At 73.3% G+C, this 25147-nt stretch carries 25 protein-coding genes; 15 read left to right on the forward strand and 10 right to left on the reverse strand.

Translation table 11 applies throughout. The features are described from left to right. Positions 1 to 18: 18 nt before the first annotated feature. From AB0K12_RS38235 to AB0K12_RS38255, 5 genes are all read left to right on the forward strand, one after another. Positions 19 to 924: an ATP-binding cassette domain-containing protein gene (locus AB0K12_RS38235; protein WP_364572285.1), complete on the forward strand. Its 906-nt coding sequence runs from the start codon at positions 19 to 21 to the stop codon at positions 922 to 924. Continuing rightward, on the forward strand, positions 921 to 1772 hold the full coding sequence (locus AB0K12_RS38240) for an ABC transporter permease (protein ID WP_364572288.1): 852 nt from the start codon (positions 921 to 923) through the stop codon (positions 1770 to 1772). Before AB0K12_RS38235 ends, AB0K12_RS38240 begins: the two co-directional genes overlap by 4 nt. A gap of 35 nt (positions 1773 to 1807) precedes the next feature. Then, on the forward strand, positions 1808 to 2959 hold the full coding sequence (locus AB0K12_RS38245) for a histidine kinase (RefSeq protein WP_364572290.1): 1152 nt from the start codon (positions 1808 to 1810) through the stop codon (positions 2957 to 2959). Next, positions 2950 to 3594, forward strand: coding sequence for a response regulator transcription factor (locus AB0K12_RS38250; RefSeq protein ID WP_364572292.1), 645 nt, complete (start codon positions 2950 to 2952; stop codon positions 3592 to 3594). Before AB0K12_RS38245 ends, AB0K12_RS38250 begins: the two co-directional genes overlap by 10 nt. Positions 3595 to 3658: 64 nt before the next feature. Further along, positions 3659 to 4447 carry an aldo/keto reductase gene (locus tag AB0K12_RS38255; RefSeq protein ID WP_364572294.1) on the forward strand — a complete coding sequence of 263 codons (789 nt, stop codon included), beginning with the start codon at positions 3659 to 3661 and terminating at the stop codon, positions 4445 to 4447. A gap of 6 nt (positions 4448 to 4453) precedes the next feature. Here the strand turns inward: AB0K12_RS38255 and AB0K12_RS38260 are convergent, their stop codons facing one another. Further along, the gene (locus AB0K12_RS38260; RefSeq protein WP_364572296.1) at positions 4454 to 5203 is read right to left on the reverse strand and encodes a maleylpyruvate isomerase family mycothiol-dependent enzyme; all 750 of its coding nucleotides are present in this window, start codon (positions 5201 to 5203) and stop codon (positions 4454 to 4456) included. A 71-nt stretch (positions 5204 to 5274) separates the two neighbouring features. On the opposite strand from AB0K12_RS38260, the gene AB0K12_RS38265 reads away from it, so the two are divergent. Beyond that, a complete protein-coding gene (locus AB0K12_RS38265) occupies positions 5275 to 6189 on the forward strand; it encodes a MerR family transcriptional regulator (protein WP_364572298.1) in 915 nt (304 codons plus the stop codon). Positions 6190 to 6252: 63 nt separating this feature from the next. Here AB0K12_RS38265 and AB0K12_RS38270 read toward each other — a convergent pair whose 3' ends face one another. Further along, positions 6253 to 7395, reverse strand: a complete 1143-nt coding sequence (locus tag AB0K12_RS38270; RefSeq protein ID WP_364572301.1) for an MFS transporter — start codon at positions 7393 to 7395, stop codon at positions 6253 to 6255. A gap of 90 nt (positions 7396 to 7485) precedes the next feature. Between AB0K12_RS38270 and AB0K12_RS38275 the strand changes: the two genes are divergently transcribed. The 5 genes from AB0K12_RS38275 (at position 7486) to AB0K12_RS38295 (ending at position 13284) form a co-directional block, all read left to right on the forward strand. Beyond that, entirely contained in the window at positions 7486 to 8427 is a 942-nt protein-coding gene (locus AB0K12_RS38275) for a LysR substrate-binding domain-containing protein (RefSeq protein ID WP_364572303.1), read from the forward strand. Positions 8428 to 8452: 25 nt separating this feature from the next. Continuing rightward, positions 8453 to 8644 carry a hypothetical protein gene (locus AB0K12_RS38280; RefSeq protein WP_364572305.1) on the forward strand — a complete coding sequence of 64 codons (192 nt, stop codon included), beginning with the start codon at positions 8453 to 8455 and terminating at the stop codon, positions 8642 to 8644. Positions 8645 to 8653: 9 nt separating this feature from the next. Next, entirely contained in the window at positions 8654 to 10237 is a 1584-nt protein-coding gene (boxC, locus tag AB0K12_RS38285) for a 2,3-epoxybenzoyl-CoA dihydrolase (RefSeq protein ID WP_364572308.1), read from the forward strand. 15 nt (positions 10238 to 10252) lie between these two features. Continuing rightward, positions 10253 to 11662 (forward strand): benzoyl-CoA 2,3-epoxidase subunit BoxB, encoded by a 1410-nt coding sequence (gene boxB / locus AB0K12_RS38290; protein ID WP_364572310.1) that lies wholly within the window; start codon positions 10253 to 10255, stop codon positions 11660 to 11662. An 86-nt stretch (positions 11663 to 11748) separates the two neighbouring features. Then, positions 11749 to 13284 (forward strand): benzoate-CoA ligase family protein, encoded by a 1536-nt coding sequence (locus tag AB0K12_RS38295; protein ID WP_364572312.1) that lies wholly within the window; start codon positions 11749 to 11751, stop codon positions 13282 to 13284. On the opposite strand, the gene AB0K12_RS38300 is transcribed toward AB0K12_RS38295, so the two are convergent. The 8 genes from AB0K12_RS38300 to AB0K12_RS38335 all read right to left on the reverse strand — a co-directional run bounded on the left by AB0K12_RS38300 (position 13281) and on the right by AB0K12_RS38335 (position 20851). Then, a complete protein-coding gene (locus AB0K12_RS38300; protein WP_364572314.1) occupies positions 13281 to 13919 on the reverse strand; it encodes an SAM-dependent methyltransferase in 639 nt (212 codons plus the stop codon). The two genes, AB0K12_RS38295 and AB0K12_RS38300, sit on opposite strands and share 4 nt — an antisense overlap. A gap of 157 nt (positions 13920 to 14076) precedes the next feature. After that, entirely contained in the window at positions 14077 to 15597 is a 1521-nt protein-coding gene (locus AB0K12_RS38305; RefSeq protein WP_364572316.1) for an acyl-CoA synthetase, read from the reverse strand. Between the two features lie 44 nt (positions 15598 to 15641). After that, positions 15642 to 16619, reverse strand: a complete 978-nt coding sequence (locus AB0K12_RS38310) for an LLM class flavin-dependent oxidoreductase (protein WP_364572318.1) — start codon at positions 16617 to 16619, stop codon at positions 15642 to 15644. Between the two features lie 29 nt (positions 16620 to 16648). After that, positions 16649 to 17404: an aminotransferase class IV gene (locus AB0K12_RS38315; protein ID WP_364572321.1), complete on the reverse strand. Its 756-nt coding sequence runs from the start codon at positions 17402 to 17404 to the stop codon at positions 16649 to 16651. 50 nt (positions 17405 to 17454) lie between these two features. Continuing rightward, the gene (locus tag AB0K12_RS38320; RefSeq protein WP_364572323.1) at positions 17455 to 18498 is read right to left on the reverse strand and encodes a hypothetical protein; all 1044 of its coding nucleotides are present in this window, start codon (positions 18496 to 18498) and stop codon (positions 17455 to 17457) included. After that, positions 18495 to 18977 (reverse strand): SigE family RNA polymerase sigma factor, encoded by a 483-nt coding sequence (locus AB0K12_RS38325; RefSeq protein WP_364572325.1) that lies wholly within the window; start codon positions 18975 to 18977, stop codon positions 18495 to 18497. The genes AB0K12_RS38320 and AB0K12_RS38325 overlap by 4 nt, the downstream gene beginning before the upstream one ends. Before the next feature lie 75 nt (positions 18978 to 19052). Continuing rightward, complete coding sequence (locus AB0K12_RS38330; protein WP_364572327.1) at positions 19053 to 20018, reverse strand: adenylate/guanylate cyclase domain-containing protein; 966 nt, start codon at positions 20016 to 20018, stop codon at positions 19053 to 19055. Between the two features lie 29 nt (positions 20019 to 20047). Further along, on the reverse strand, positions 20048 to 20851 hold the full coding sequence (locus AB0K12_RS38335) for a GntR family transcriptional regulator (protein ID WP_364572329.1): 804 nt from the start codon (positions 20849 to 20851) through the stop codon (positions 20048 to 20050). 88 nt (positions 20852 to 20939) lie between these two features. Between AB0K12_RS38335 and AB0K12_RS38340 the strand changes: the two genes are divergently transcribed. The 4 genes from AB0K12_RS38340 to AB0K12_RS38355 are packed head-to-tail and all read left to right on the forward strand — an operon-like array spanning position 20940 to position 25135. Beyond that, complete coding sequence (locus AB0K12_RS38340; RefSeq protein ID WP_364572331.1) at positions 20940 to 22442, forward strand: ABC transporter substrate-binding protein; 1503 nt, start codon at positions 20940 to 20942, stop codon at positions 22440 to 22442. Then, the gene (locus tag AB0K12_RS38345; protein ID WP_364572334.1) at positions 22439 to 23377 is read left to right on the forward strand and encodes an ABC transporter permease; all 939 of its coding nucleotides are present in this window, start codon (positions 22439 to 22441) and stop codon (positions 23375 to 23377) included. The genes AB0K12_RS38340 and AB0K12_RS38345 overlap by 4 nt, the downstream gene beginning before the upstream one ends. 8 nt (positions 23378 to 23385) lie before the next feature. Beyond that, positions 23386 to 24207: an ABC transporter permease gene (locus tag AB0K12_RS38350; protein ID WP_364572337.1), complete on the forward strand. Its 822-nt coding sequence runs from the start codon at positions 23386 to 23388 to the stop codon at positions 24205 to 24207. Then, positions 24194 to 25135, forward strand: a complete 942-nt coding sequence (locus tag AB0K12_RS38355; RefSeq protein ID WP_364572339.1) for an ABC transporter ATP-binding protein — start codon at positions 24194 to 24196, stop codon at positions 25133 to 25135. The genes AB0K12_RS38350 and AB0K12_RS38355 overlap by 14 nt, the downstream gene beginning before the upstream one ends. Positions 25136 to 25147 lie beyond the last annotated feature (12 nt).

The following is a 25147-nucleotide window of genomic DNA, read 5'->3' on the forward strand; positions in this document are numbered from 1 at the left end:
CTCCTAGCGTGGCGGGTTGTGATCAGTCTCAAGGGTTTGACCAAGCGCTACGGTGATCGGCTCGCCGTGGACGATCTGACGCTGGAGTTGCGGCCGGGCAAGGTGACCGGGTTCCTCGGGCCGAACGGGGCGGGCAAGTCCACCACCATGCGGCTGGTGCTGGGCCTCGACCGGCCCACCGCGGGCAGCGCGCTCGTCGGCGGCGTGCCGTACCACCGCATCGAGAACCCCCTGCGCACGGTCGGAGCGCTGCTCGACGCGCGGGCCGTGCACCCGGGCCGCAGCGGGCACGCCCACCTGACGGCGCTGGCCCGCAGCAACGGCATCCCCGTGCGGCGGGTGGGCGAGGTGCTGGAGGCCGTCGGCATGACCGGCGCCGCCCGCAGGCGGGCCGGCGCGCTGTCGCTCGGCATGAGCCAGCGCCTCGGCATCGCGGCCGCGCTGCTCGGGGACCCGGAGGTGCTGATGTTCGACGAGCCGGTGAACGGCCTCGACCCCGACGGCGTGCGCTGGGTACGCGGCCTCATGCGCTCCCTGGCCGCCGAGGGGCGCACCGTGTTCGTCTCCAGCCACCTGATGAGCGAGATGCAGCTCACCGCCGACCACCTCGTGGTGATCGGCAAGGGCCGGCTGCTCGTGGACGCCCCGCTCGCCGACGTCATCGCGAGCAGCTCCATGACCGCCGTGGTCGTCCGCACCCCGCACGCCGCCGACCTCTCCGACCGCCTCCGCGCCGCCGGCCTCACCGTGGACCGGCTCGCCGAGAACGAGCTGGAGGTCACCGGCGCCACCATCGAACAGGTCGGCGACCTGGCCTACGAGGCGGGCGCCCGCCTGCACGAACTCCGCACCAGGCAGGCGTCCCTGGAGCAGGTCTACCAGGAGCTCACCTCCGGCAGCGTCGAATACGGAGCCGCCGCATGACCCCCGCTCCCCGGACCGCGCTGAAGAGCCGGCCGCCGCGGGTCCTGCCCCGGGTCCTGCCCCGGGCCCTGTGGCAGAGCGTGGCGGCCGAGTGGGTGAGGGTGTGGTCGGTCAGGAGCACGTGGTGGTGCTTGGCTTGCGCGTTCGTGCTGACCGTGCTCGCCGCCGCCACGCTGGGCGCGGCGAACGCGACCGAGGCCGTTCGCGAGGGCGTGGACACGCGCGTCACGGCCAGCGAGGCCGTGGTCTCGGCCACGTCGTTCGCGCAGTTCGCGCTGGTCGCGCTGGCCATGCTGACCGTCACCTCCGAGTACGCCTCCGGCGGCATCCGCGTCACCCTCCAGGCCACCCCCGTGCGGGGCATGGTGCTGGCCGCCAAGGCGCTGGTGGTGGCGCCGGTGATGGTCCTCGCGGGCGTCCTGACGGGAGCGGTCGCCACGGCGGCCGTCTACGCCCTGCTGTCGATCGACGTGTTCGGCGGGCTCGTCGTGCTGCCGCCCGGCGAGGTCGCCTGGGACCTGCTGGCCACGGGCGGCTACTACGCGCTCATCGGCGTGATGACGGTCGGCGCCGGCGCCGCGATGCGCAGCGCCGCGGGCACGCTCTCAGCGGTGTTCATGCTGCTCATGGGCCTGCCGCTGCTGCTCATCATGACCGGGAGCCAGGTCGCGGTGGACGTCTCGCTGCGGATGCCGATGTTCGCCGGGCTGGCGTTCATGGACAGCACCGACAACCTGACCGGCGCCCCGATCCCGTACTCGGCGGGGGAGGGCCTGGCCTGGCTGCTGGCCTGGACGGCGGCGGCCCTCGCGACCGGCTGGGCCGTGCTGCGCCACCGCGACGCATGACCGATTCCACGGGCGGTGGCATAGACTTCACGGCCGTGTCAGGCAGCCGGATCGCGCGGGCGTTCGCCGGGGTTCTCATGGGGGTCCCGCTCGGGGCGGCCGAGCTGGCCGTCCTCGCGCTCGCCGTCCCGGCCCGGCTCGTGCCCGCGCTGCGGCCCGCCGCGGCGCGCGGGGTGGCGCGGCTGGTCGCGGTCGAACGCGGACGCCTGTCCCGGTGGCTCGGGCACGAGACCGCGCCGCCGCGCGCGGGCGGGGCGGCGTTCCTGACCGCTCGCGCCGTCCTTGGCCTGGTCGGCGGGTACGCCGCCGCGTCCGCGCTGTTCCTGACCGGCCTGCTGCTGGGCGGCGGCGCCTGGACCCTGATCAGGGGCGAGTCCGACCCGGTGCCGCTGGAGCTGCCCGGCGTCCGCCTGGTCACCGACAGCGGGATGCTCGGCGTGAGCAGCGGGGTGGTGCTGCTGGCGGTGTCCGCCCTGCTGATCCTGGGCGTGGCCGCGCTCGAACGGCGGCTGGCCACGTACTTCCTGGGCCCGAGCGCCCAGGAGCGGATGCGGGCCCGCATCGCCGAGCTGACCGCCACCCGCTCCGGCATCGTCGAGGCGGTGGACGACGAGCGCCGCAGGATCGAGCGCGACCTGCACGACGGCGTCCAGCAGCGCGGCGTCTCCCTCGCCATGCTGCTCGGCCGCGCCCGGCACGCCCCCGGCCACGAGCGCACGGCCGAGCTGGTCGAACAGGCCTACGCCGAGTCGCGCCGCCTCCTCGACGAGCTGCGCAGCGTCGCCTGGCGCGTCTACCCGACCGCACTGGACGAGCTGGGCCTGCGCGCCGCGCTCGAAGGCGCCGCCGAGCGGGCCGGCGTGCCGGTCACCGTCCACTACGGGCTGTCCGGCCGCCCCGCCACCCGCATCGAGACCGCCCTGTACTTCGTGGCCCGCGAGGCGATCACCAACGCCGTCAAGCACGCCGCCGCCCGTGACATCCTGGTGGTCCTGGACGAGGACGAGCAGGCGGTGAGCGTGGCGATCTCCGACGACGGCGGGGGCGGCGCCGACCCCTCGGGCGGCGGGCTGTCCGGGCTGGCCCGGCGGATCCTGGCCCTTGACGGCACGTTCACCGTCGACAGCCCGCCCGGCGGCCCCACCCGCGTCACCGCCACCCTGCCCAAGGCGCCGCCGTGCGGCTGATACTCGCCGACGACTCCGTGCTGCTGCGCGAGGGCCTGACCCGGCTGCTCGCCGAGGCGGGCCACGAGGTGGTGGCCGCCGTCGGCGACGCGCCCGCGCTGCTCGACGCGGCCGAGCGCCACCGGCCCGACGTGGCGGTCATCGACGTCCGCATGCCGCCGGGGCACAAGGACGACGGCCTGCGCGCGGCCCTGGAGATCCGCGAACGCCTCCCGGACGTCGGCGTGCTCGTCCTGTCCCAGTACGTCGAGCAGCACTACGCCGCCCGCCTCCTGGCCGGCGCCACAGAAGGGCTCGGCTACCTGCTGAAGGACCGGGTGTCGGAGGTGGCCGAGTTCCTCGGCTCACTCGAACGCGTCCGCGCCGGCGGCACCGTGCTCGACCCCGAGGTGGTGCGCCGCCTGATGGCCCGCGCCACCCGTACCGACCCGCTGAGCACGCTCAGCCCGCGCGAGACCGAGGTGCTGCGGCTGCTCGCCCAGGGCTTCGTCAACGCCGCCGTCGCCGAACGCCTGCACGTCTCGCTCAGCACGGTGGAGAAGCACGTCAACGCCATCACCGACAAGCTCGACCTGCCCCGCGACCCGGGCTACAGCCGCCGCGTGCTGGCGATCCTGCGCTATCTGGAGGGCTGATTGGCCGGCCCGGCCCTGGGGAAGGGACACCGCCATGACTGTCATGCTCGCTGACGGACGTCCCATGCCGCGACTCGGCCTCGGCACCTGGCCCATGGACGACGAGGAGGCCCGCCAGGCCGTGACGCACGCGCTCTCGCTGGGCTACCGGCTGGTCGACACCGCCGCCGCCTACGGCAACGAGCGCGGCGTCGGCGCCGCCGTGAACGAGGCGGCCGTGCCCCGCGAGGACGTGTTCGTCACCACCAAGCTGCGCGGCGCCGACCACGGCTACGACGCGGCGCTGCGCGGCTGCGAGGCCAGCCTGGACCGGCTCGGCCTCGACTACGTCGACCTCTACCTGATCCACTGGCCGCTGCCCGACCGCGACCTGTACGCCGACACCTGGCGCGCCTTCGTCCGCCTGCGCGAGGAGGGCCTGGCCCGCTCGATCGGCGTGTCCAACTTCACGCCCGCGCAGATCGAGCGGATCGCCGGCGAGACCGGCGCCTGGCCGGTGCTCAACCAGATCGAGCTGCACCCCGGCTTCACCCAGACCGGGCTGCGCGCCTGGCACGCCGACCACGGCATCGTCACCGAGTCGTGGAGCCCGCTCGGCCTCGGGCACAAGCTGCTCGAGGACCCGGTGGTCACCGAGCTGGCCACCGCGCACGGCCGTACGCCCGCCCAGGTGGTGCTGCGCTGGCACCTCCAGCTCGGCGCCGTGCCCATCCCCAAGTCGGCCGACACCGACCGCATGCGGCAGAACTTCGAGGTCTTCGACTTCAGCCTGACCCCTGACGAGATGGCCAGGCTCGACGCCCTGCCGGGCGGCCGCATCGGCGGCGACCCCGACACCCACGTCGAGCTCTGACCGCACTCAGAACACGGTGTGATCCAGCCAGTGCCGCAGCAGCGCCCGGTCGCCGTGCACCCGGGCGGGCGGCACGCGCCTGGCCAGCACCAGCATGCACTCGGCCACGGGGCCCGACAGCACGACGTCGGCGTCGGCGTCGGAGCGCTCCCATATGGGCCCCTCCGGCGTTCTGGTGATGAGCCAGCCGGTCATGCCGTCAGGGCGCACGGCCAGCCGCTCGCCCAGCCCGCGCAGCGCGACCAGCTCGGGCTTGAACGCCTGTGACTGCGGTGCGGTGATGAGCTGAATCCCCTCGGTGATCACGTCGGCCGCCAGGTCGGCGGCGATCGTGTAGGGCGCGCCGGTGGTGGCCGCCGCGTCGTAGTGGTGGACGGCGGTATCGCACAGCATCCGGCGCAGCCAGAACGCCGGCGGCACCGGCCCGTTGAAGGACCAGACGGGGGTGTCAGGGACCGCCGTCCGTACGGCGGTGATCAGGTCCTCGGCGCCGTCACGCAGCCATGACGCCCAGTCCTCCGGGGCGCCCGGCAGGGCGTCGAGCGGGTCGGGCACGGGCAGCGGCGTGCCCGCCGCGCGGACCAGCCCCGCCGCCCACCGGGTGACCTGGCCGGCGTGCCCGGTCAGGACGCGCAGCTGCCACTCCGGGCAGGTCGGCACCTTCGCCTCAGGATCGCCGTGTGCCACGGCCCGGCCGAACGCCGCGCTCTGCTCCCGCAGCCCCTCCGCCAGCCGGTCCTGGTCCAGCGTCGTCATCACCCTCACTCCTCGCGTTCGTCCGTCGATGGCGCAGGTAGCGTAAGAACTCCAGTCAGGTGGAGGTTCAAGTGCCTTTAGCGGACGAGACGCTCGGCATCGGCGATCTCGCCAGGCTCACCGGCGTGCCCGTGCGGACCATCCGCTTCTACTGCGATGAGGGCGTCATCGCGTCCGTGCGCAGCACGGGCGGCCACCGCAGGTTCGACCGGGCGGCCGTCGAGCGGCTCGTCCTGGTCAGACGGCTGCGCGGGCTGGGGCTCGGGCTGAACGCCATCGCCTCGGTGCTCGAAGGCGAGACCTCCGTGGCGCGGGCGGTGGCGGCGGAACGCGCCGCGCTCGACGTCCAGCTGCGGGAGCTGGCCTGGCGGCGGGCCCGGCTGCGGGCGGTCGAGGAGGCGGGGGCCGCCGAGCGGGCCGGGCGGCTCGCGCTGCTCGCCGCCGTCGAGGACGCGCAGGCCGCCCGCGAGCGGCTGGTCGCGTTCTGGCGGCTGCAGATGGTGCTGCCGGTCTCCGACGAGCTGTTCGGCTCGTTCCTGTCCATGGCCGCGCCTCCGCCGCCGCCCGACCCGACGCCGCCGCAGGTCGTCGCGTACGCCGAGCTGGTCGCCCTGACCGGCGACCGGTCACTGACCCGCGGCCTGCGCGCCAAGGCGAAGGAGAACGCCCGCGCCATCACCGACGAGAACGAGCTGATGCGGGGAGTCGGTGCGGCCGTCGCCCTGGCCGAGCCGCTCGTGGCCGCCGGCGAGCCCCCCGCTCCCGGCCCCGAGCTGGACCGCTTCGTGACCGCCCATGCCGCCGTGCGGCGCCGCTCCGACACCCCGGGCTTCCGCCGCGAGCTTCTGGACATCGTGGCCGGCGACCACGACCCCCGCGTACGCCGCTACTGGCGCCTGGTCGGCGAGGTCGCCGGCGAGCGCGCCCCCATCGGCACCACCCTCACCTGGCTCGGCGACGCCCTCGCCCGCTCACTCGCGAGGTGAGGCCCGTGCCGCGACCGCCGGGGACGGCCGCCCGGCGTCAGGCGGCGGCCGGGCGGCCGCCGCTCACCGGAGGCGAAGCGTGGCGAGGACGGCCGACGCGGCCAGGAGGAGCCAGGCCGACGTCAGGGCGATCAGCCAGGGCCAGCCCGCGTGGCCGTACACGACGGCGCCCGTCGTGCCGCCCGCGCCGCTGCCCAGGTAGTAGCAGAGCGTGTAGACCCCGGCGGCGCGCCCGCGGGCGTGCGGGGGCGCCTCGGAGGTGACCCAGGCGTTCGCGATGGCGTGGGCGGCGAAGAAGCCGCCGGTCAGGACGGCGAAGCCGAGGGCGATCACGATCAGGGACGAGTGAGCGGTCAGCGCCGATCCCGCGATCGTCACGGCCAGCGCCGTCACCAGCGCGGGTGTGCGGCCCAGCCGGGACGCGAGCCGCCCGGCGGCGGCCGAGGACATCGTGCCCATCGCGTACGACAGGAACACCAGCGACGCGGCGGCCGGGCTGAGCGACAGCGGCGGGGCGGAGAGCCGGAAGCCCGCCGCGTTGTAGACGGCCACGAACGCCCCCATCCCCAGCGCACCCACCGCCACCGGCACCCCCAGCACCACCCAGGTACGCCCCGGCACCCGGCCGGGAGGAGCGGCGGCGGGGGAGGGACGGGCGGCGGCGGGCAGGGTGACGGCGGCGAAGAGCGCGCACACCAGGGCCACGGCCGCGACGGCGAACTGGGACCCCTGCCAGCCCAGCGGCCCGGCCGCGAACCCGGCGCCGAGCCGGCCCAGCATGCCGCCCACCGAGTTGCCCGCGATCATCGCGCCCACGGCCCCGGCGAGCCGTCCCGTGCCGAGCTGGTCGGCCAGGTACGCCGCCGCGACCCCGGCGAACCCGGCGATCGCCACCCCCTGAGCGGCCCGCAGCACCAGCAGCACGGGGAACGACGGCGCCAGCGGCAGCAGCAGGCCGAGCAGCGCGGGCACCAGCACCGACCACAGGATCACCCGGCGCCGCCCGACCTTCCCCGCCAGCCAGGCCAGCGGCAGCACCGCGACCGCGAGCGACCCGGTGGCCACCCCGATCGCCAGCGACGCGCTGCCGGGATCCAGCCCGTACGCCGCCGCCAGCTGCGGCAGCACCGGCTGCGGCGAGTAGAGCAGGGCGAAGGAGGACAGGCCGGCCGCGGCGACGGCCGTACTGACCCGACGGGTGTTCACGGAGGGGGAAGCTTCAAGGACCGTCACGCTCTGCACGCTAGGCAACCTCGATAGATACGTCTAATACGGGTATAGGCGAGAATTCATACCGTGACGTATGAATCGGATGACCGGCTGGCCGCCCGCCTCGCCCCGACGCTCGCGCTGCTCGCCGCCGTCGGCGAGACCGGCCACGTGACCCGGGCCGCCGAGCTCCTCGGCATCCCGCAGCCCACCGCCAGCCGCCGCCTGGCCGCGCTCGCCGACCTGGTCGGAGCCCCGCTCGTGCTCCCGGCGGGCCGCGGCATCCGCCTCACCCGCGCGGGCCGCACCCTGGCCGCCGCCTCCAGCCGCGCGCTGACCGCCGTGACCGCCGCCGCCCGCGAGGTGCGTGAGGAGATCGACCCCGGCACCGGCCGCATCGTGCTCGGCTTCCTGCACCTGCTCGGCCGCACCCTCGTGCCCTCGCTCATCGGCGCCTTCCGCGAGCGCAACCCCGGCGTGCGCTTCAGCCTGGCGCAGGGCTCCCGCCAGGACATGCTGCGGGCGCTCCGCGACGGCGAGATCGACCTGGTGTTCGTCGCCCCCATGCCGCTGGACGACCCCGACCTCCTCACCCGTCCCATCGCCGACCAGGAGCTGGTGCTGTCGGTGCCGCCCGCGCACCGCCTGGCCGCGCGCAGGCGGGTGCGGGCCGCCGAGCTGGCGGGGGAGGAGCTGGTGACCCTCGAACCCGGCTACGGGCTGCGCCAGATCACCGACGACCTGTGCGCGGCGGCCGGGTTCGAGCCGCGGATCGCGTTCGAGGGGCAGGAGTCGGAGACCGTGCGCGGGCTCGTCGCGGCCGGGCTCGGCGTCGCCGTGCTGCCCCGCTCCGAGCAACCGCCCGCGGGCGGCGTCACCGAGATCCCGCTCTCGCCCGCGCTGTTCAGGACGATCGGCATGAGCTGGCGGGCCGGCGACCGCCTCACCCCGGCCGCCCGCGCCTTCCGCGACCACGCCCTGACCGCCCTCCCACCCCACACCCCCGGCTTCCGCCCGCCCCGCCCATAGACCCCCCGCCCATAGACCCCTGCCCATGGGCCTGCACCAGGCTGAGGCGCATGGGGCAGCAGGACGGGGACGCGGGGGTGCCGGGTTCGCCGAGCACGGCCCGCAGCGGCTGCGCGGCGAGTTGATCCAGGTGGCGGCGGTCGCGGTGAAGTGGGTGCAGGCGCTCGACCGGCGCGACGTTCTACAGAACCTTGACGCAGAGCGCTGGGATTGTTGAACTTGAGGCATGACAGGACAGCCCCAGGTGTCCTTCGACACCGGCCCAGGCCGCTACCGTCACCTCCGCCTCGAGATCGACGCGCCGCTGGCCCGGATCGTGCTGGCGGTCGACGAGGCCGGCGGGCTCGTCCCGGGGTATGACCTCAAGCTCAACTCCTACGACCTCGGCGTGGACATCGAGCTGTACGACGCCGTCCAGCGCCTGCGCTTCGAGCACCCCGAGGTGCGCGCGGTCGTCCTCACGGGCGGCCTCGACCGGGTGTTCTGCGCGGGCGCCAACATCCGCATGCTCGCCCAGTCCTCCCACGCCTGGAAGGTGAACTTCTGCAAGTTCACCAACGAGACGCGCAACGCCATCGAGGACGCCACCCTCCACTCAGGACAGACCTACCTGGCGGCCGTCAACGGCACGGCGGCCGGCGGCGGATACGAGCTGGCCCTGGCCTGCGACCGGATCATCCTGGTCGACGACGGCTCGACCGCGGTGTCCCTGCCGGAGGTGCCGCTGCTCGGCGTGCTGCCCGGCACCGGAGGGCTGACCCGGCTGACCGACAAGCGGGGCGTGCGCAAGGACCTGGCCGACGTGTTCGCCACCCGCAGCGAGGGCGTGCGCGGGGCGACGGCGGTGGCGTGGGGGCTGGTGGACGAGGTGGCGCCGCCCAGCAGGTTCGAGGAGACCGTACGCCGCCGCGCCCTGGAGGCCGCCGCCCGCTCCGCCCGCCCGGCCGACGCCGCCCCGGTGCCGCTGCCGCCGCTCGACCCCGACGGGTACGCGTACGGGACGGTCACGGCGGAGCCGGAAGGGGACCGGGTGACGATCACCGTGCGCGGCCCCGAGCAAGGCGACGAGGGCTGGCTGCTGCGCATGACCCGCGAGCTGGACGATCTGATCCTGCGCCTGCGCACCGACGAGCCCGCCCGCGGCACGTGGGTGATCAGGACGGAAGGCGACATCGACGCGGTGCTCGCCGCAGAACCGGCGGACGACGCGTGGCCGTACGGCGAGATCAGGCACTACCTCAAGCGCACGCTCAAGCGCCTCGACGTCACCAGCCGCAGCCTGATCGCGCTCATCGAGCCGGGCAGCTGCTTCGCGGGCCCGCTGCTGGAGCTGGCGCTGGCCTGCGACCGCCAGTACATGCTCGACGACCCCGGCGAGCCTCCCGCCGTGCGGCTCTCGCCCGCCAACTTCGGCGCGTACCCGATGGCCAACGGCCTGTCCAGGCTGGCCTCCCGCTTCCTCGCCTACCCCGCCAAGGTGGCCCGGCTGGAGAAGGAGTCGGGCCGCCGCATCGGCCCCGCCGAGGCGCTGGAGCTGGGGCTCGTCACGTTCGCGCCGGACGACCTCGACTGGGACGACGAGGTACGCCTGGCGCTGGAGGAGCGCGCCGCGCTCAGCCCCGACGCGCTGACCGGCATGGAGGCCAGCCACCGCTTCGCGGGCCCCGAGACCATGGAGACCAAGATCTTCGGCAGGCTGGCCGCCTGGCAGAACTGGATCTTCACCCGCCCGAACGCCTCCGGCCCCGAAGGCGCCCTGCGCCGCTACGGCACCGGCCGCCGCCCCGTCTACGACCGCGAACGAACCTGAAGCCGGGAGAGCGACATGTCGATCGACTACTCCGAGCGCATCCCCAACAACGTCGACCTGGCCGGCGACCGCAGGCTGCGCCGCGCCCTGGAGTCCTGGCAGCCGCGCTTCCTGCAGTGGTGGTCGGAGATGGGCCCCGCCCTGCCCACCCAGGACGTCTACCTGCGCACCGCCGTCGCCGTCGGCCGGGCCGGCTGGGCGCACTTCGACCACGTCGCGCTGCCTGACTACCGCTGGGGCATCTTCCTGGCCGAGCGCGACACCGACCGCCGCATCGCCTTCGGCCAGGACAAGGGCCGGCCGGTCTGGCAGCAGGTGCCCGGCGAGTACCGGGCCGAGTTGCAGCGCCTCATCGTCATCCAGGGCGACACCGAGCCGGCCAGCGTCGAGCAGCAGCGCAGGCTCGGCCTGACCGCGCCCTCCCTGTACGACCTGCGCAACCTCTTCCAGGTGAACGTGGAGGAGGGCCGCCACCTGTGGGCCATGGTCTACCTGTTGCACGCCTACTTCGGCCGGGCGGGCCGCGACGAGGCCGAGGCGCTGCTGATGCGCAACTCCGGCAGCGAGGACTCCCCGCGGATCCTCGGCGCCTTCAACGAGGAGACGCCCGACTGGCTGTCGTTCTTCATGTTCACCTACTTCACCGACCGCGACGGCAAGTACCAGCTCGGCACGCTCAAGGAGTCGGCGTTCGACCCGCTCAGCAGGACCTGCGAGTTCATGCTGAAGGAGGAGGCCCACCACATGTTCGTGGGCACGACGGGCGTGGACCGGGTGGTGGAGCGCACGGCGCAGCTCATGCGCGAGCACGACACCGACGACGTGGCGGCGTACGGCGGCATCCCGCTCGACGTGATCCAGAAGTACGTCAACTTCCACTACAGCGTCAGCCTCGACCTGTTCGGCGGCGAGACCTCGACGAACGTGGCCAACTACTTCACCGCCGGGCTCAAGGGCCGCTGGCAGGAGGAGCGGCGTGAGGACGACCACCTGCTCACCGACGCGTACGCGACGGTGCCGCGGGTGTCCGGCGGCCGGGTGGTGGAGGAGCGGCTGCCCGCGCTGACGGCGCTCAACGCGGACCTGCGCGGCGAGTACGTCGCCGACTGCGTGACCGGCCTGAACCGCTGGAACCGCATCCTCACCGGCCACGGCCTGGACCCCGTGCTCCACCTGCCGCACGTCGGCTTCAACCGCAAGGTGGGCGGGTTCGCCGGGCACCACCTCGCGCCGGACGGCCGGGTGATGGACGAGGCGGAGTGGGCCGCGCACCGCGACCGGTGGCTGCCCACACCGGCCGACAAGGAGCACGTACGCTCGTTGATGAGGCCCGTCTACGAGCCCGGCAGGATCGCCGCCTGGCTGGCGCCGCCACGCTCGGGCATCAACGGCAGGCCGCTCGACTACGAGTACGTGCACCTCTGACGCTGCCGTGCTACACGACATTGACGGAGCCGCGTTCCTGTGTAGAAGATTCAGTCACGATCGCCAGCCTGCGGATGGGGACGCCCATGACGGCCGAGTCGTTCAACGCCAGCGTCTATCTCACCGAGCGCCAGGTCGCGGCGGGCCGGGGCGGCCACGTCGCCGTCACGGGCCCGGCGGGCACCCTCACCTACGCCGAGCTGGCCGCCCAGGTCGCCGCCCTCGCCACTGGGCTGCGCCGTCTCGGCGTCAGGCCGGAGGAGCGGGTGCTGCTCGTCATGTCCGACCGGCCGGAGACCGTGGTCACGATCCTCGCCGTCATGCGGATGGGCGCGGTCGCGGTGCCGGTGTCCACCATGTACCACGCCGCCGAGCTGGGCGAGCTCCTCCGTGACGCGCGGGCCAGGGTGGTCGTGGCGACCCCCGAGTACGAGCCGGTCGCCAGGGCGGCGCTGGCCACCGCGCCCGAGGCCGAGACGCTGATCACGACCGAGCCCGGCGGGTCGTGGGCCGAGCTGCCGGCGTCGGGCCGGCCGGCCGGGCCCGCGTACGACACCTGGCGCGACTCGCCCGCCCTGTGGCTCTACACTTCCGGCACCACCGGCGCGCCCAAGGCCGCCATGCACCGGCACGGCGCGATCAGGGACGTCTACGAGACATACGGCCGCCAGGTGCTCGGCATCCGCGCCGACGACCGGTGCCTGTCGGTGGCGCGGCTGTTCTTCGCGTACGGGATCGGCAACTCGCTGTTCTTCCCGCTCGCCGCGGGCGCCACCGCGATACTCGACCCGGCCCGCCCCACCCCGGCAGGGGTGCTCGAACGGGTGCGGGCCGAGCGGCCGACGCTGTTCTTCGCCGGCCCCACGTTCTACTCCGCGCTGCTCGCCACCCCCGACGACGGCGGCGCGTTCGCATCGGTCCGGCTCGGCGTCTCGGCCGGCGAGGCGCTGCCCGCCGAGATCCACCGCCGCTTCCTGGCCCGCTTCGGCGTGGAGGTCATCGACGGGCTCGGCTCCACCGAGGCGCTGCACATCTTCATCTCCAACCGGCCCGGCCAGGTGCGTCCCGGCACCTCCGGAACGGTCGTGCCCGGCTACGAGGCCAGGCTGCTCGACGAGCACGGCGCCCCGGTCGCCGACGGCGAGCCCGGCCACCTGTACGTGCGCGGCGACTCGATCGCCACCGGCTACTGGTGCCGCACGGCGACCACCCGGCAGGTGTTCCAGGGCGAGTGGCTGCGCACCGGCGACACCTACGTCCGCGAGCCCGACGGGACCTACCGCTGCCTGGGCCGCTCCAACGACATGATCAAGGCGGGCGGCATCTGGGTCTCGCCCATGGAGGTCGAGGCCAGGCTGCTGCAGCACGAGGCCGTGGGGGAGTGCGCGGTGGTGGCGTACGTGGACGGCGAGGGGCTGGAGAAGCCGGTCGCCTGCGTGGTGCCCGCCCCGGGGCGCACGGTGGACGCCGCCGAGCTGGTCGGGTTCTGCCGGGACGGGCTGGCCTCGTTCAAACGGCCGCGCGAGGTGCTGGTGATGGAGGAGCTGCCCAAGACGGCGACCGGCAAGATCCAGCGGGGCGTGGCGCGCCGGCTGGCCGCCGACCTGCTGGGCAAGCGCTAGGTTCGCGGCGACCAGACGGTGACGGCGAACGGGCGCGGCGGGATCTCGTACACCTCGTCGCTGATCCTGGTCAGCGTGCCGTGCGCGTCGAGATAACCGTGCAGCCTGGCGGCCTCCGGCCACGGATGCACGGCCACCAGCACCCCCTCGGGCGTCAGCAGGCCGCTGAGCTGCGCTGAGGCGCGGCGCAGCCGTTCGTGACGGCCCAGGTAGTAGAGGGTCTCCGAGCAGAACACCAGGTCGTGGCGGGGCTCGCAGCGGTGGGTGAGGAAGTCGGCGTGGACGAAACGCACCCGCCCGTTCTCCGGCACGCGGGCTCTGGCGCGGACCAGGGCCCGCTCGGAGACGTCCACCCCGGTGATCTCCGCGTCGGGGTAGGCCGCGGCCAGCGCGCCGGTGAACACCCCCTCGGCGCAGCCGATCTCGATGATGCGCCGGTACGGCCGGGGCGGCAGCTGCTTGAGCGTCACCTGGTACTTCTGCTGCTCGTAGCCGTCGCTCGCCAGCTTCCACGGGTCGGGGGCCCGGTGCCGCCAGTCGAAGTAGCGGCGCAGGAGCAGGCCCTGTCCCTTGGGCGAGAGCAGGGACAGGGTGCGGAAGAACGTACGGTGCAGGCGGTCGGGCAGGCTCGGCATGCGGCCTCTCTCGGTCGGGGACCCTCATCGTCGGTCCCGGGACTTGAGGTGAAGTCGTCGCCGGATGGAGATTCCCGTCAACCGCGCGGCCGACGCCTGCCCGCGGCCGCTACCGGGTTTGTCCGCGGTGTTCCGGCCTTCAGGCCGGGGGAGCGCGTCAACCCATGGAGTCGCGCAGCTCCCGCTTGAGCACCTTGCCCGAGGCGTTCTTCGGCAGCGCGTCCACGAACACCACCCGCTTCGGCGTCTTGAACGGCGCCAGCCGCCCCCGCAGGAACGCGATCAGCTCGTCGGCGGTGAGCCCCGCGCCCTGCCGCAGCACCACCGCCGCCGTCACCGCCTCGATCCACTTGTCGTCCCGCACCCCGAACACCGCCGCCTCGGCCACCGCCGGATGCTGGTAGATGGCCTCCTCGACCTCGCGGCTCGCGACGTTCTCGCCGCCCGACTTGATCATGTCCTTCTTCCTGTCGACCACCGACAGGTAGCCGTCGGCGTCCATGACGCCCAGGTCGCCGCTGTGGAACCAGCCGCCGCGGAACGCCTCGGCGGTCTTGTCCGGGTCGTTCCAGTAGCCGAGCATGGCGTGCGGGCTGCGGTGCACGATCTCGCCCACCGTGCCGGGCGGCACCGGCTGGTCGAGGTCGTCGACGATCCTGGTCTCGACGTTCAGCGCCGGCCGCCCGGCCGAGCCGAGCCGGGTCAGCTGCTCGCCGGGGCCGAGGATGGTCGCCACCGGCGCCATCTCCGTCTGGCCGTAGAAGTTGAACAGCCGCACGTCCGGCAGCCGGGCGGCGATCTCCTTCAGCACCTCGACCGGCATGATCGAGGCGCCGTAGTAGCCCTTGCGCAGCGACGACAGGTCACGGCGGTCGAAGTCGGGGTGGCGCAGCAGCGAGATCCACACCGTGGGCGGGCAGAACAGCTTCGTCGCGCGCTCGCCCTCGATCGTCGCGAGGATCACCGCCGGGCTCGGGCCGGGCAGCACGATGTTGGTGGCGCCCAGGTAGACGCCGGGCGTCAGGAAGCAGTGGAGCTGCGCGCAGTGGTAGAGGGGCAGGGCGTGCACCTCGACGTCGTCGTGACTCATCTCGCCGTCGACCATGCAGGTGACGTACTGGGAGATGAGGCTCCTGCTCGACAGCATGGCGCCCTTGGGGCGGGACTCGGTGCCGCTGGTGTACATGAGCTGGATCGGGTCGTCGTCGGCGATCTCCACCTCGGGCTCCGACGAGTCGTCGTGCGCCGACCACGCGCTGAACGGCTCCCAGCCGTCCTGCCCGTCGCCGATCACCCCGCGTACGGCGACCCGCTCGGTCACCGCCGCCTGCGCGACCGGCAGCAGCGCCTCCTCGGCCAGCATCCCGGTGGCCCCGGAATGCTCAAGGATGTACGCCACCTCCTCGGCCCCCAGCATGAAGTTGACCGGCACGGAGATCGCCCCCAGCCGCGCCAGCGCGAAGTACGTCACCACGAACGCGTGGTTGTTGTGGCTGAACACGGCGAACCTGTCGCCCTTGCCCACCCCGCGCGCGGCCAGCGCGTTGGCCGTCCTGTTCACCACGAGGTCGAGGTCGGCGTAACTCTGGCGCAGATCGCCGAAGACGATCGCGGTCTTCGCGGGGTGGCGGGCGGCCGAGCGCCGCAGGAGGTCACCGATGGTGTGCTGCCGGGTCATACGGGGGGCACCCTTCAGTCGCGCAGAACGATGTTCGGGCGATCCTAACCCCTGAACAGCGCCGAGAGCCGCCGGTAGGAGTCGAGTCGCCGGCCGAGATCGTAGGTGTTCATCGTCACCAGCACCTCGTCCGCGCCGCTCGCCGTCACCAGCGAGTCCAGCGCCACCGCGACCGCACGCTCGGTGCCGTGGATCTGCCCCTTCAGCGTCTGCTCCAGGTACGCGCGCTCCCGCTCGCCCAGCTCCATCGCCGCGACCTCCTCGGCCGGGATCAGCGGCGGGAACGTCCCGCTGGTGCGCGAGCGCGCCGTCGCCCACGCCTCGGGCAGCTGCAGCAGCGCCGCCTCCTCCTTGCTCGCGCCGACCGCCACGTTCGCCGCCACCATCACGTACGGCCGATCCGCCCACGCCGAAGGACGGAACCCGGCGCGGTAGCGGGCGACCGCGTCCAGCAGGCGCGAGCCCGCCCCGATCACCATGGGCAGCCCGTGCTCGGCCGCGATCTCCGCGCCCGCCCCCATGGCCAGCACGAACACCTGCGGCCGCAGCCCCTCCGCGGGCAGCGCGTGCACGCCCGGATAGGCGGGCTGCCCGCCGGTGAAGAAGCCCAGCAACTCGGCGAGCTGCTCGCCGAACCGGTCGGCGTCGTCCTTGCCGTGCCCCAGCGCCTTGCGGATGCCGCCGGTGAACCCGACGGACCGCCCCAGCCCCATGTCGATCCGGCCGGGATGCAGCGACTCCAGCACGCCGAACTGCTCGGCCACCACCAGCGGCCGGTGGTTGGGCAGCATCACGCCGCCGGTGCCCACCCGGATCCGCGACGTCGCCGCGGCCACCGCCGCCGCCAGCACGGTCGGCGCCGAGCCCGCGACGCCGGGCACGCTGTGGTGCTCCGACACCCAGAACCGGTGGTAGCCGAGCTCCTCGGCCTGCCGGGCGAACCGCACGGTCTCGCGCAGCGCCTCGGCGGGCGTGGCGCCCCGGCGGACGAGCGAACGGTCGAGGATCGAGTACGCGGTCATGTCCTCGTGCAACGCCCTCGCGCGCCGGATCAATCCACGGGGTCGCCGGGAACGCCCTCGTAGCAGGCGAGCAGCCGCGACTCCAGCTCCGGGTCCCGGCGCAGCTTCGTGCCGTCCACCTCGCCGACCGGCATCACCCCCCACGAGTTGCAGAGGAACACCAGGTCGAACTCCGCCAGGTCGGGCACCCGCAGCGGCCGGCGCTCCTGCGGCACCTCCATGCGTTCCAGCAGTCGCATGGTGACGCCGTGCAGCATCGGCGCGTCGGGCCACACCAGCCGGCCGCCGGCGTAGCCGCCCAGGTTCGTGACCGCGCCCTCGCTGATCAGGCCGTCCTGCGTGGTCAGCAGGGCCTCGTCGAAGCCGGCGCGGTTCGCCGTACGCAGGATGTGCGGCTGCTGGAAGCCCGACGCCTGCTTGATGTGCGGCAGGTAGCGCTGGTAGACGACCGTCGTGACGCGCAGCGGGCCCGGCAGCGGCGGATGCGGCGCGGCCGCGGTAGCGATGACCCGCGGCCGGCCCGCCACCTCCACGTGATGGACCCGGACGCTCGCGTCGCGCTCGTCGCCCAGCGCCGCCCTGATCGAATCCAGCACCACCGCCCGGCCTGGCCCGGCGCCGAACAGCTCGGCGCCGGCCCGCTCCAGCCGCTCGACGTGCAGCTCGAGACCGCGCACCCGGCGACCGGCGACCTGCATGGCGGTGAAGTGGCCATAGCGGGCCTCCATCCCCAGCAGCGCCTCCTCGCCGAGCCGCTCGCCGTCCATCGCGATCCGTCCTGCCATCGGCCGCCCCTCTCCTTCCGATCACGGTACGGGGGCCCCAGGGTAGGCCCTCACCTCCGGTAGAGCGCCACCGCCCAGTTCACCGGCCGGTTGGTGCTCGCTCCCCACAGTCCCATCCGCACCTTGACCACGACCCGCTGCCCCTTCCGCACCGTGAACGCGGCGGCCTCGCCCGTCCGCGTGCCGCACCCGACCGAGGTGCGCGACTCGACGCCGTCGATCCAGTACTTGAACCACAGGCGGTCGCGCAGGTCGCCCGAGCAGTTCTGCTGCAGGGTGTAGCGGCCGGAGGCGACCACCGTGGCCTCGTAGGACCCGTCGCCCGGCCACGTGCCGGTGGACAGGGCGACCCGCTTGGCGCCGTCCACCCGGGCGGGCAGGGTGGCCGGCTTCGGGATGACGGGGCGGGCGGGCGGCGTCCACTCGTAGACGGCCACCCGCCAGTGAGCCGCGCCGGGCCGCTCCGACCTGCATGGCCCGTCCGGCGTCCTGAGCACGCACGTGGCGCCCGTCGTGTCGAACGTGACCGCGACCTGACCGGTCCCGGCGGGCACCTCCAGAGGACGCAACCGCATCCCCAAGCCCGCGCACCCGAACGCCGGCGGCCCCACCCGCCGTCCGTCCACGAACACCTCAGGCTCGGCGACGGCACGCCCGCCACCAGCGCCGGTCGCGGGCTCGCCGCCCGCCGGGTCATCGCCGTCGCACAGGACCGCCGCCTCCAGCGGACGGCCGGTGCGCGGGACCGTGAGCGTCGTCTTCGCGCCTCGCGCATCGACCGTGCCGGCCGCCAGCCGACGGTAGGCGGTGCCGTCGGACGAGGTGCGCCACGCGGGCAGCTCCACCTCCGGCGTGCGACTGACCGTGCCGGTCAGGGGGCCCGGCCGAGGCGTTTCCCCGACCGCGCCGGTGATCGCGCCCGTCGCCAGCACCGTCGCCACCGCCGATGCCCCCGCGAGCGCCGCCGTGGCCGTGCTCCGCCGCCGCCTGACCCGCCGCACCCGCTCCCTGACCTGCTCGTGCCGGTACGGGTTCGCCGGCGCCGGACTCTCCGCCCGCTCCCGCAGGACGTCACGCAGCTCTTCCACGCTCATCGGTGCGACTCCCTCACGATCGACTCGTCCACGCGCAGCTTGGCCAGCGCCTTGGCGGTCTGGCTCTTGACTGTGCCCTCCTGGCAGCCCAGCAGCGTGGCCACCTCGCTCACCGGCAGGTCCTCGTAGAAGCGCAGCACGATCACCGCGCGCTGCCTGGCCGGCAGGCGGCCCACCGCCCGCCACACCTCCTCGCGCCCGGGATGCCCCTCGTCGTGCACCGGACGGTCCGGCAGGTCGTCGCTGGGCAGCTCCCTGCGCCAGCGCCGCCGCCACCAGGACGTGTACGTGGTCACCAGCACCCGGCGCACGTACGCCTCGGGCTCCTCGATGCCCGGCCAGGCGAACCACGCCTTGGCCAGCGACTCCTGAAGCAGGTCCTCCGCGACGCCCCAGTCCCGGGTCAGGAGGTACGCGGTGCGTAACAGCCGATCCGCCCGCGACACCACGAAGTCATCGAACAGCGCCCTGTCTGCCACGTCGTCGCGCCTTCCGCCGCCCTTGCCGGTCGCCGGTACTGACGCATCGTGCGCCCCGCCGGGTTGCCTTCCGGCCTAGGGGGTTTCCGCGCGCTGCACGGTGAAGGGGGCCAGTTCGCCCAGCCCGCGTACCGACAGCCGGTTGACCTCGACCAGCCGGAAGGCCCGGTCACCCTCCAGCTCCTCGGCGAGCTGCGGGTCCGCCAGGACGCTGCCCGGCAGGGACAGCGCGGTCAGCCTGCTGGCCAGGTTGACGGTGGTGCCGAACACGTCGCCCATGCGCCAGATGACCGGCCCCGAGGCCAGCCCCACCCGCAGCTCGGGCATGTCACGCCCGCGCGCGTGCGTCTCCACCAGCCGCAGCGCGATCTCGGCCGCCACGTGCGCCTTGTCGGAGATGAACAGCACGGAGTCGCCCAGCGTCTTGACCACCCGCCCGCCGGACGAGGTCACGATGTCGGCCGAGCGCCCCTCGAACCTGTCGATCAGCCTGGCCAGCTCGGCGGCGGTGATCTGCCTGCTCAGCCGGGTGAAGGCGACCAGGTCGGCGAAGCCGACGGCCAGGCGTACGGCGCTCATGTCCTGGTCGGCGAGGCGCCCTGCCGCGGCGGCGAGCTGGCGCTGCCAGGCGTAGACGAGCAGCTTGGCGAGGTCGGGCACCACCCGCTCGGCCCGCCGCCGCCAGGCGCGCGGCCGCTCGGCCAGCGGAACCCCCGCCTGGTCGAGCACCTCGGCGCCCAGCTCGGCCTGCGACTCGGCCAGCCGCGCCGTGGCCTGGCCCAGCGCGCGGGCCGTCAGCAGCACGTGCTCCTCGTCGTAGATGCCGGAGGTGACCATGCCGAGCAGCGTCTTGAGCGCCTCGACGTCGGAGTCGGTGAAATCGACCGCGTCGTCGGGCACGTTGGGGAAGCCCAGGGCACGCCAGAAGCGCCGCGCACGATAGACCGGCACGCCCGCCATCTCGGCGACCTGACGACTGGTGTATCGGCGCGGCTCGCGCAGAAAAGCATCTGCAACCCCGTCCCGGTCCACGCGCGCCACCTGGGCAAGATAACACCCTGTGGGCCAGATCACTCCAGCAGCGCCCGCAAGGCGCTTGTCTCGCTTTCCGCCACATAAGGCGCGTAGTAGTCGTACATCGCTTTTCTCGACAATTGGGCGGCCAGCGGGCCGTCGCCCGCCCTGATCGCGGCGATGACCTCCTCGTGGTGCCGGATGCTGCGCCGCATCAGGGCCTGCCGGTCGTCGGCGGCGTCGATGCGGGCGGCGATCTGCCGCAGCACGATCTGCCGCACCACGTCGGTGCAGATCTGGATGAGCTTGTTGCCGCTCGCCGCCACCACGGCGTCGTGGAAGGCCACGTCGGCCCGGCCGAACGCCTCGGTGTCCACCGCACCGGACCCGGTGCCCGACCCGGTGCCCGGCCCGGTGTTCAACCCGGTGCCGGCCGCGGCCCGCATCGCCGCCACCGCCTCGGCCATGCCGGCGAGCTGCTCGTCGGTGCGCAGCCGCGCGGCCAGCAGGATCGCCGCGGAGTCGAGCACCATCCTGAACTGCACCAGCTCGCCCAGCGACAACTCCTCGACCCGGGCCAGCGTGGTCATCGACTTGTGCAGCGCGGCGGGCGAGAACGGCAGCACCTCCGCGCCGTTGGGGTCGCCGGGCCGCGAGCGCACCAGGCCGCGGGCCTGCAGCACGCGCAGCGCCTCGCGCACGGTGGAGCGGCCGACCGACAGCTGCACCATCAGCTCACGCTCGCTCGGCAGCCGCTGGCCGGGTGTCAGCGCGCCGCTCTCGATGGCCTCTTCGATCTGCTCGACGACCCGCTCGTAGGCGCGCACCGCGCGTACGGGCTCGAAGCGCGCACCACCCATGCAAGCCCCCTTGACCCGAGCCGTCGCCGACTGGCAATGTGCGTAGCCTACTGGTCAGACCAGTGCACTAGCCAGGAGGCTGTAAGACATGAGGCGAATCGGGATCTGGCTCGCCGCGGGCGGCCTCCTGCTGGCCACCGCCGCGTGCGGTGGCGGCGGTAGTGGTGACACAGGCGGGGGAAGCGGCGGCTCCAAGGGCCAGTCGTTGTCGGTCGGGTTCGTGGCCGAACCGGCCAACCTCGACTTCACCTCGACCGAGGGCGCCGCGATCCCGCAGGCGCTGCTCGTCAACGTCTACGAGGGCCTGGTCAAGCTCGACCAGAACGGCGAGATCGTCCCGCTGCTGGCCGAGAAGTGGGACGTCTCCGACGACCGCAAGACCTACACCTTCACCCTGCGCAAAGACGTGAAGTTCTCCAGCGGCGCGCCGTTCACGGCCGACGACGTGGTGTTCTCGCTCGACCGCGTCAAGAGCGACTGGAAACTCAAGATCAAGTCGCAGCTCGACGTGATCGACGACGTCGAGAAGAAGGACGACACCACCGCCGTCGTCACGCTCAAGCGGCCGAGCAACGGCTTCCTCTACGCCATGGCCACCAGGCTCGGCGCCATGTTCAGCCGCACCGGCGTCGCCGACCTGGCCAACAAGCCCGTCGGCACCGGCCCGTACGTGCTGGGCGCCTGGCGGCGCGGCGACTCCATCAGGCTCGACGCCAACCCCTCCTACTGGGGCACCAAGCCGCCGGTCTCGTCGGTCACGCTGAAGTACTTCAAGGACGCCACGGCGATGAACAACGCGCTGCTGACCGGCGGCATCGACGTCATCTCCAGCGTGCAGGCGCCCGAGTCGCTGCAGCAGTTCGCCGACCCCAGCAGGTTCGAGACGGTCGAGGGCACCACCAACGGCGAGGTGGTGCTGTCGATGAACAACGGCCGGCCGCCGTTCGACGACAAGAAGGTCAGGCAGGCCGTCCGGCACGCCATCGACCACAAGGCGCTGCTCGACACCGCCTGGGCCGGGCGCGGGCAGCTCATCGGCTCGATGGTGCCGCCCACCGACCCCTGGTACGAGGACCGCACCGGCGACTACCCGTACGACCCCGCCAAGGCCAAGCAGCTGCTGGGCGGCAAGACGTACAACGTCAAGATGCGCATCCCCAACCTGCCGTACGCGGTGAGCAGCGCGCAGGTCGTCAAGTCGCAGCTCGCGCAGGTCGGCATCACGGCCGACATCGAGCCGCTGGAGTTCCCGGCGCGCTGGCTGGACCAGGTCTTCACCAAGGGCGACTACGACCTGTCGATCATCAACCACGTCGAACCCCGCGACATGGGCATCTTCGCCGACAAGTCGTACTACTTCCGCTACGACAACCCCGAGTTCGGCAAGCTGCTCGCCTCCGCCGACGAGGGCACCGAGCAGCAGCAGACCGACGACCTCAAGCAGGCCGCCAAGCTGCTGTCCGACGACGCCGCGGCCGACTTCCTCTTCCTCTTCCCGAACCTGATCGTGGCGAAGAAGGGCGTCACAGGGCTGCCGAAGAACGGAATCTCCGAATCCTTCGACTTCACCGCGCTCTCCCGGCAACCGTGACGCTTTACCTGCTCAAACGCCTGGTGGTGCTGGTGGCCAGTACCGCCGTGGCCGCCGTCGTGGTGTTCGCGTTCATGGCGCTGCTGCCCGGCGACCCCGCCGAGATCGCGCTGGGCGTCAACGCCACCCCCGAGGCGGTCGCCGAGCTGCGCCGCCAGTACGGCACCGACCGCCCGCCCCTCGTGCAGTTCTTCGACTGGGCCGGCGGCCTGCTCCAGGGCGACTTCGGCACCTCCTACGTGACCAGCTCGCCCATCGGCCCGCAGATCTCCGACCGGCTCGCCGTCACCGCCGTGCTCGTGCTCGGCGGCATGCTGGTGGCGCTGGTGCTGGCGGTGCCCGCGGGCACGTTCGCCGCCGTGCACCACCGCAACCCGCTCGGCGCCGCACTCAGCGCGTTCAGCCAGCTCGGCATCGCCGTTCCCGCGTTCCTCGCGGGCATCCTGCTGGTGTTCGTGTTCGCGGTGCAGGCGCAGGCCCTGCCGTCCGGCGGCTACGTGCCGATCGCCGAGAACCCCGGGGAGTGGCTGCGCAGCCTGCTGCTGCCGTGGCTGTCGCTCGGCCTCGTCCAGGGCGCCGTGCTCACCCGCTACGTGCGCAGCGCCGTCCTCGACGTCATGCGCGAGGACTACCTGCGCACCGCCAGGGCCAAGGGCCGCGGCGCCACCGGCGCGTTGTGGCGGCACGGCCTGCGCAACGCCTCCATCCCCGTCGTCACCGTGCTCGGCCTGCAACTGGCCACGCTGCTCATCGGCGCGGTCGTCGTCGAGCGCGTCTTCGTCATCCCCGGGCTCGGCGACCTGCTGCTCAACGGCGTCGCAGGGCGCGACCTGCTGCTCGTCCAAGGCGTGGTGATGGTGCTGGTGGCCGCCGTCCTGCTGATCAACTTCGTGGTGGACGTCGCCTACCACCTGCTCGACCCGAGGCTGCGATGAGAGGCCGGATGAACGCCGGGCTGCTGGTCGGCGGCACGCTCGTCGGGCTCGTCACGCTCGCCGCGCTGGTGTCGTTCGTCTGGACCCCGCACGACCCGACCCTCGTCGACGCCGCCGGCAAGCTGCGCGAGCCGGGCGGCGGCTACCTGCTCGGCGCCGACAAGTTCGGCCGCGACACCTTCAGCCAGCTCATGGTGGGCGCCCGCACCACCCTCTACGTCGGCATCGTCGCGGTCGGCATCGCCGCCGTCCTCGGCACCCCGCTCGGCGTGATCGCCGGGATGACGCCGCGCGGCTGGCTGTCGGAGCTGATCATGCGGGTCAACGACCTCGTCTTCGCCTTCCCCGCGCTGCTGCTGGCCGTCATGCTGGGCGCCGTCTACGGGCCGGGCACGCTGACCGCGATGATCGCGATCGGGGTGGCGACCGTGCCGGCCTTCGCCCGGGTGGCCCGCGCCGCCACGCTCCAGGTCATGGTGACCGACTACGTGCTGGCCGCCAGGGCCGCGGGACGCCGCAGGCCCGCCATCGCCGTCCGCCACGTGCTGCCCAACATCGGCTCCATGCTCATCGTGCAGGCGTCGGTGTCGTTCGCGATCGCGATCCTCGCCGAGGCGGCGCTGTCGTTCCTCGGCTTCGGCACCCGGCCGCCCACCCCGTCCTGGGGACGCATGCTGCAGGAGTCGCAGGAACTGCTGTTCTCCACCCCGCGCCTGGCCCTGTGGCCCGGCCTCGCCATCGCGGTCGCCGTGCTCGGCTTCAACCTGCTCGGCGACGGCCTGCGCGACTTCCTCGACCCCAAGCTCAGGAGGATCAGTGCTGAGCGTTGAGGGGCTCACCGTCTCCGCCGGCGACGTCGAGCTCGTCCACGACGTGTCGTTCGGCATCGCGCCGGGCGAGCGGGTCGGGCTGATCGGCGAGTCGGGGTCGGGCAAGTCGCTGACCGCGCTGTCGCTCATGGGCCTGCTGCCCGAGGGCGTCACCGCCGCGGGCACGGCAAGGCTCGGCGAGCACGACCTGGTGGGCGTGCCGGAGAGCCGGCTCAAGCGGCTGCGCGGGCGCGAGCTGTCCATGGTCTTCCAGGAGCCGATGACCGCGCTCAACCCGCTCATGCGGATCGGCGCCCAGGTCGCCGAGGTCATGACGCTGCACGGCCGCTCCCGCGACGAGGCCCGCGCGCGGGCGCTCGACCTGCTCGGCCGGGTACGCCTGCCCGAGCCCGCCCAGATCGGCCGCGCGTTCCCGCACCAGCTCTCCGGCGGCCAGCGCCAGCGCGTCATGCTCGCCATCGCCCTGGCCAACGACCCCGGTCTGCTCATCTGCGACGAGCCCACCACCGCGCTCGACGTCACCGTGCAGAAGCAGATGCTGGAGCTGATCGCCGAGGTCGCGCCGGCCCTGCTGTTCATCACGCACGACCTCGCCGTCGTCGCCTCGGTCTGCGACCGCGTCATCGTCATGTACGGCGGCCGCGTCGTCGAGTCGGGCCCGCTGCGCGAGGTCTTCGCCCGCCCTCGCCACCGCTACACGCAGGGCCTGCTGGCCGCCTCCAAGCTGACCCCGCGCGGCACCCGCCTGCCCACCATCGCGGGCAGCGTGCCCGCCGCCGGGCGCTTCCCGGCCGGCTGCGTGTTCAGGAACCGCTGCCCGCACGCCACCGCCACCTGCGAGACGGTGCCCGAGCTCACGGGCGGCGGCCACGCGTACGCCTGCTGGCACCCCGCAGAAGACCACGCAGAAGACCACGCGGACCACTGACAGGCAGGAGAA

Source organism: Nonomuraea sp. NPDC049419, assembly GCF_040676995.1.
GTDB lineage: Bacteria > Actinomycetota > Actinomycetes > Streptosporangiales > Streptosporangiaceae > Nonomuraea > Nonomuraea salmonea.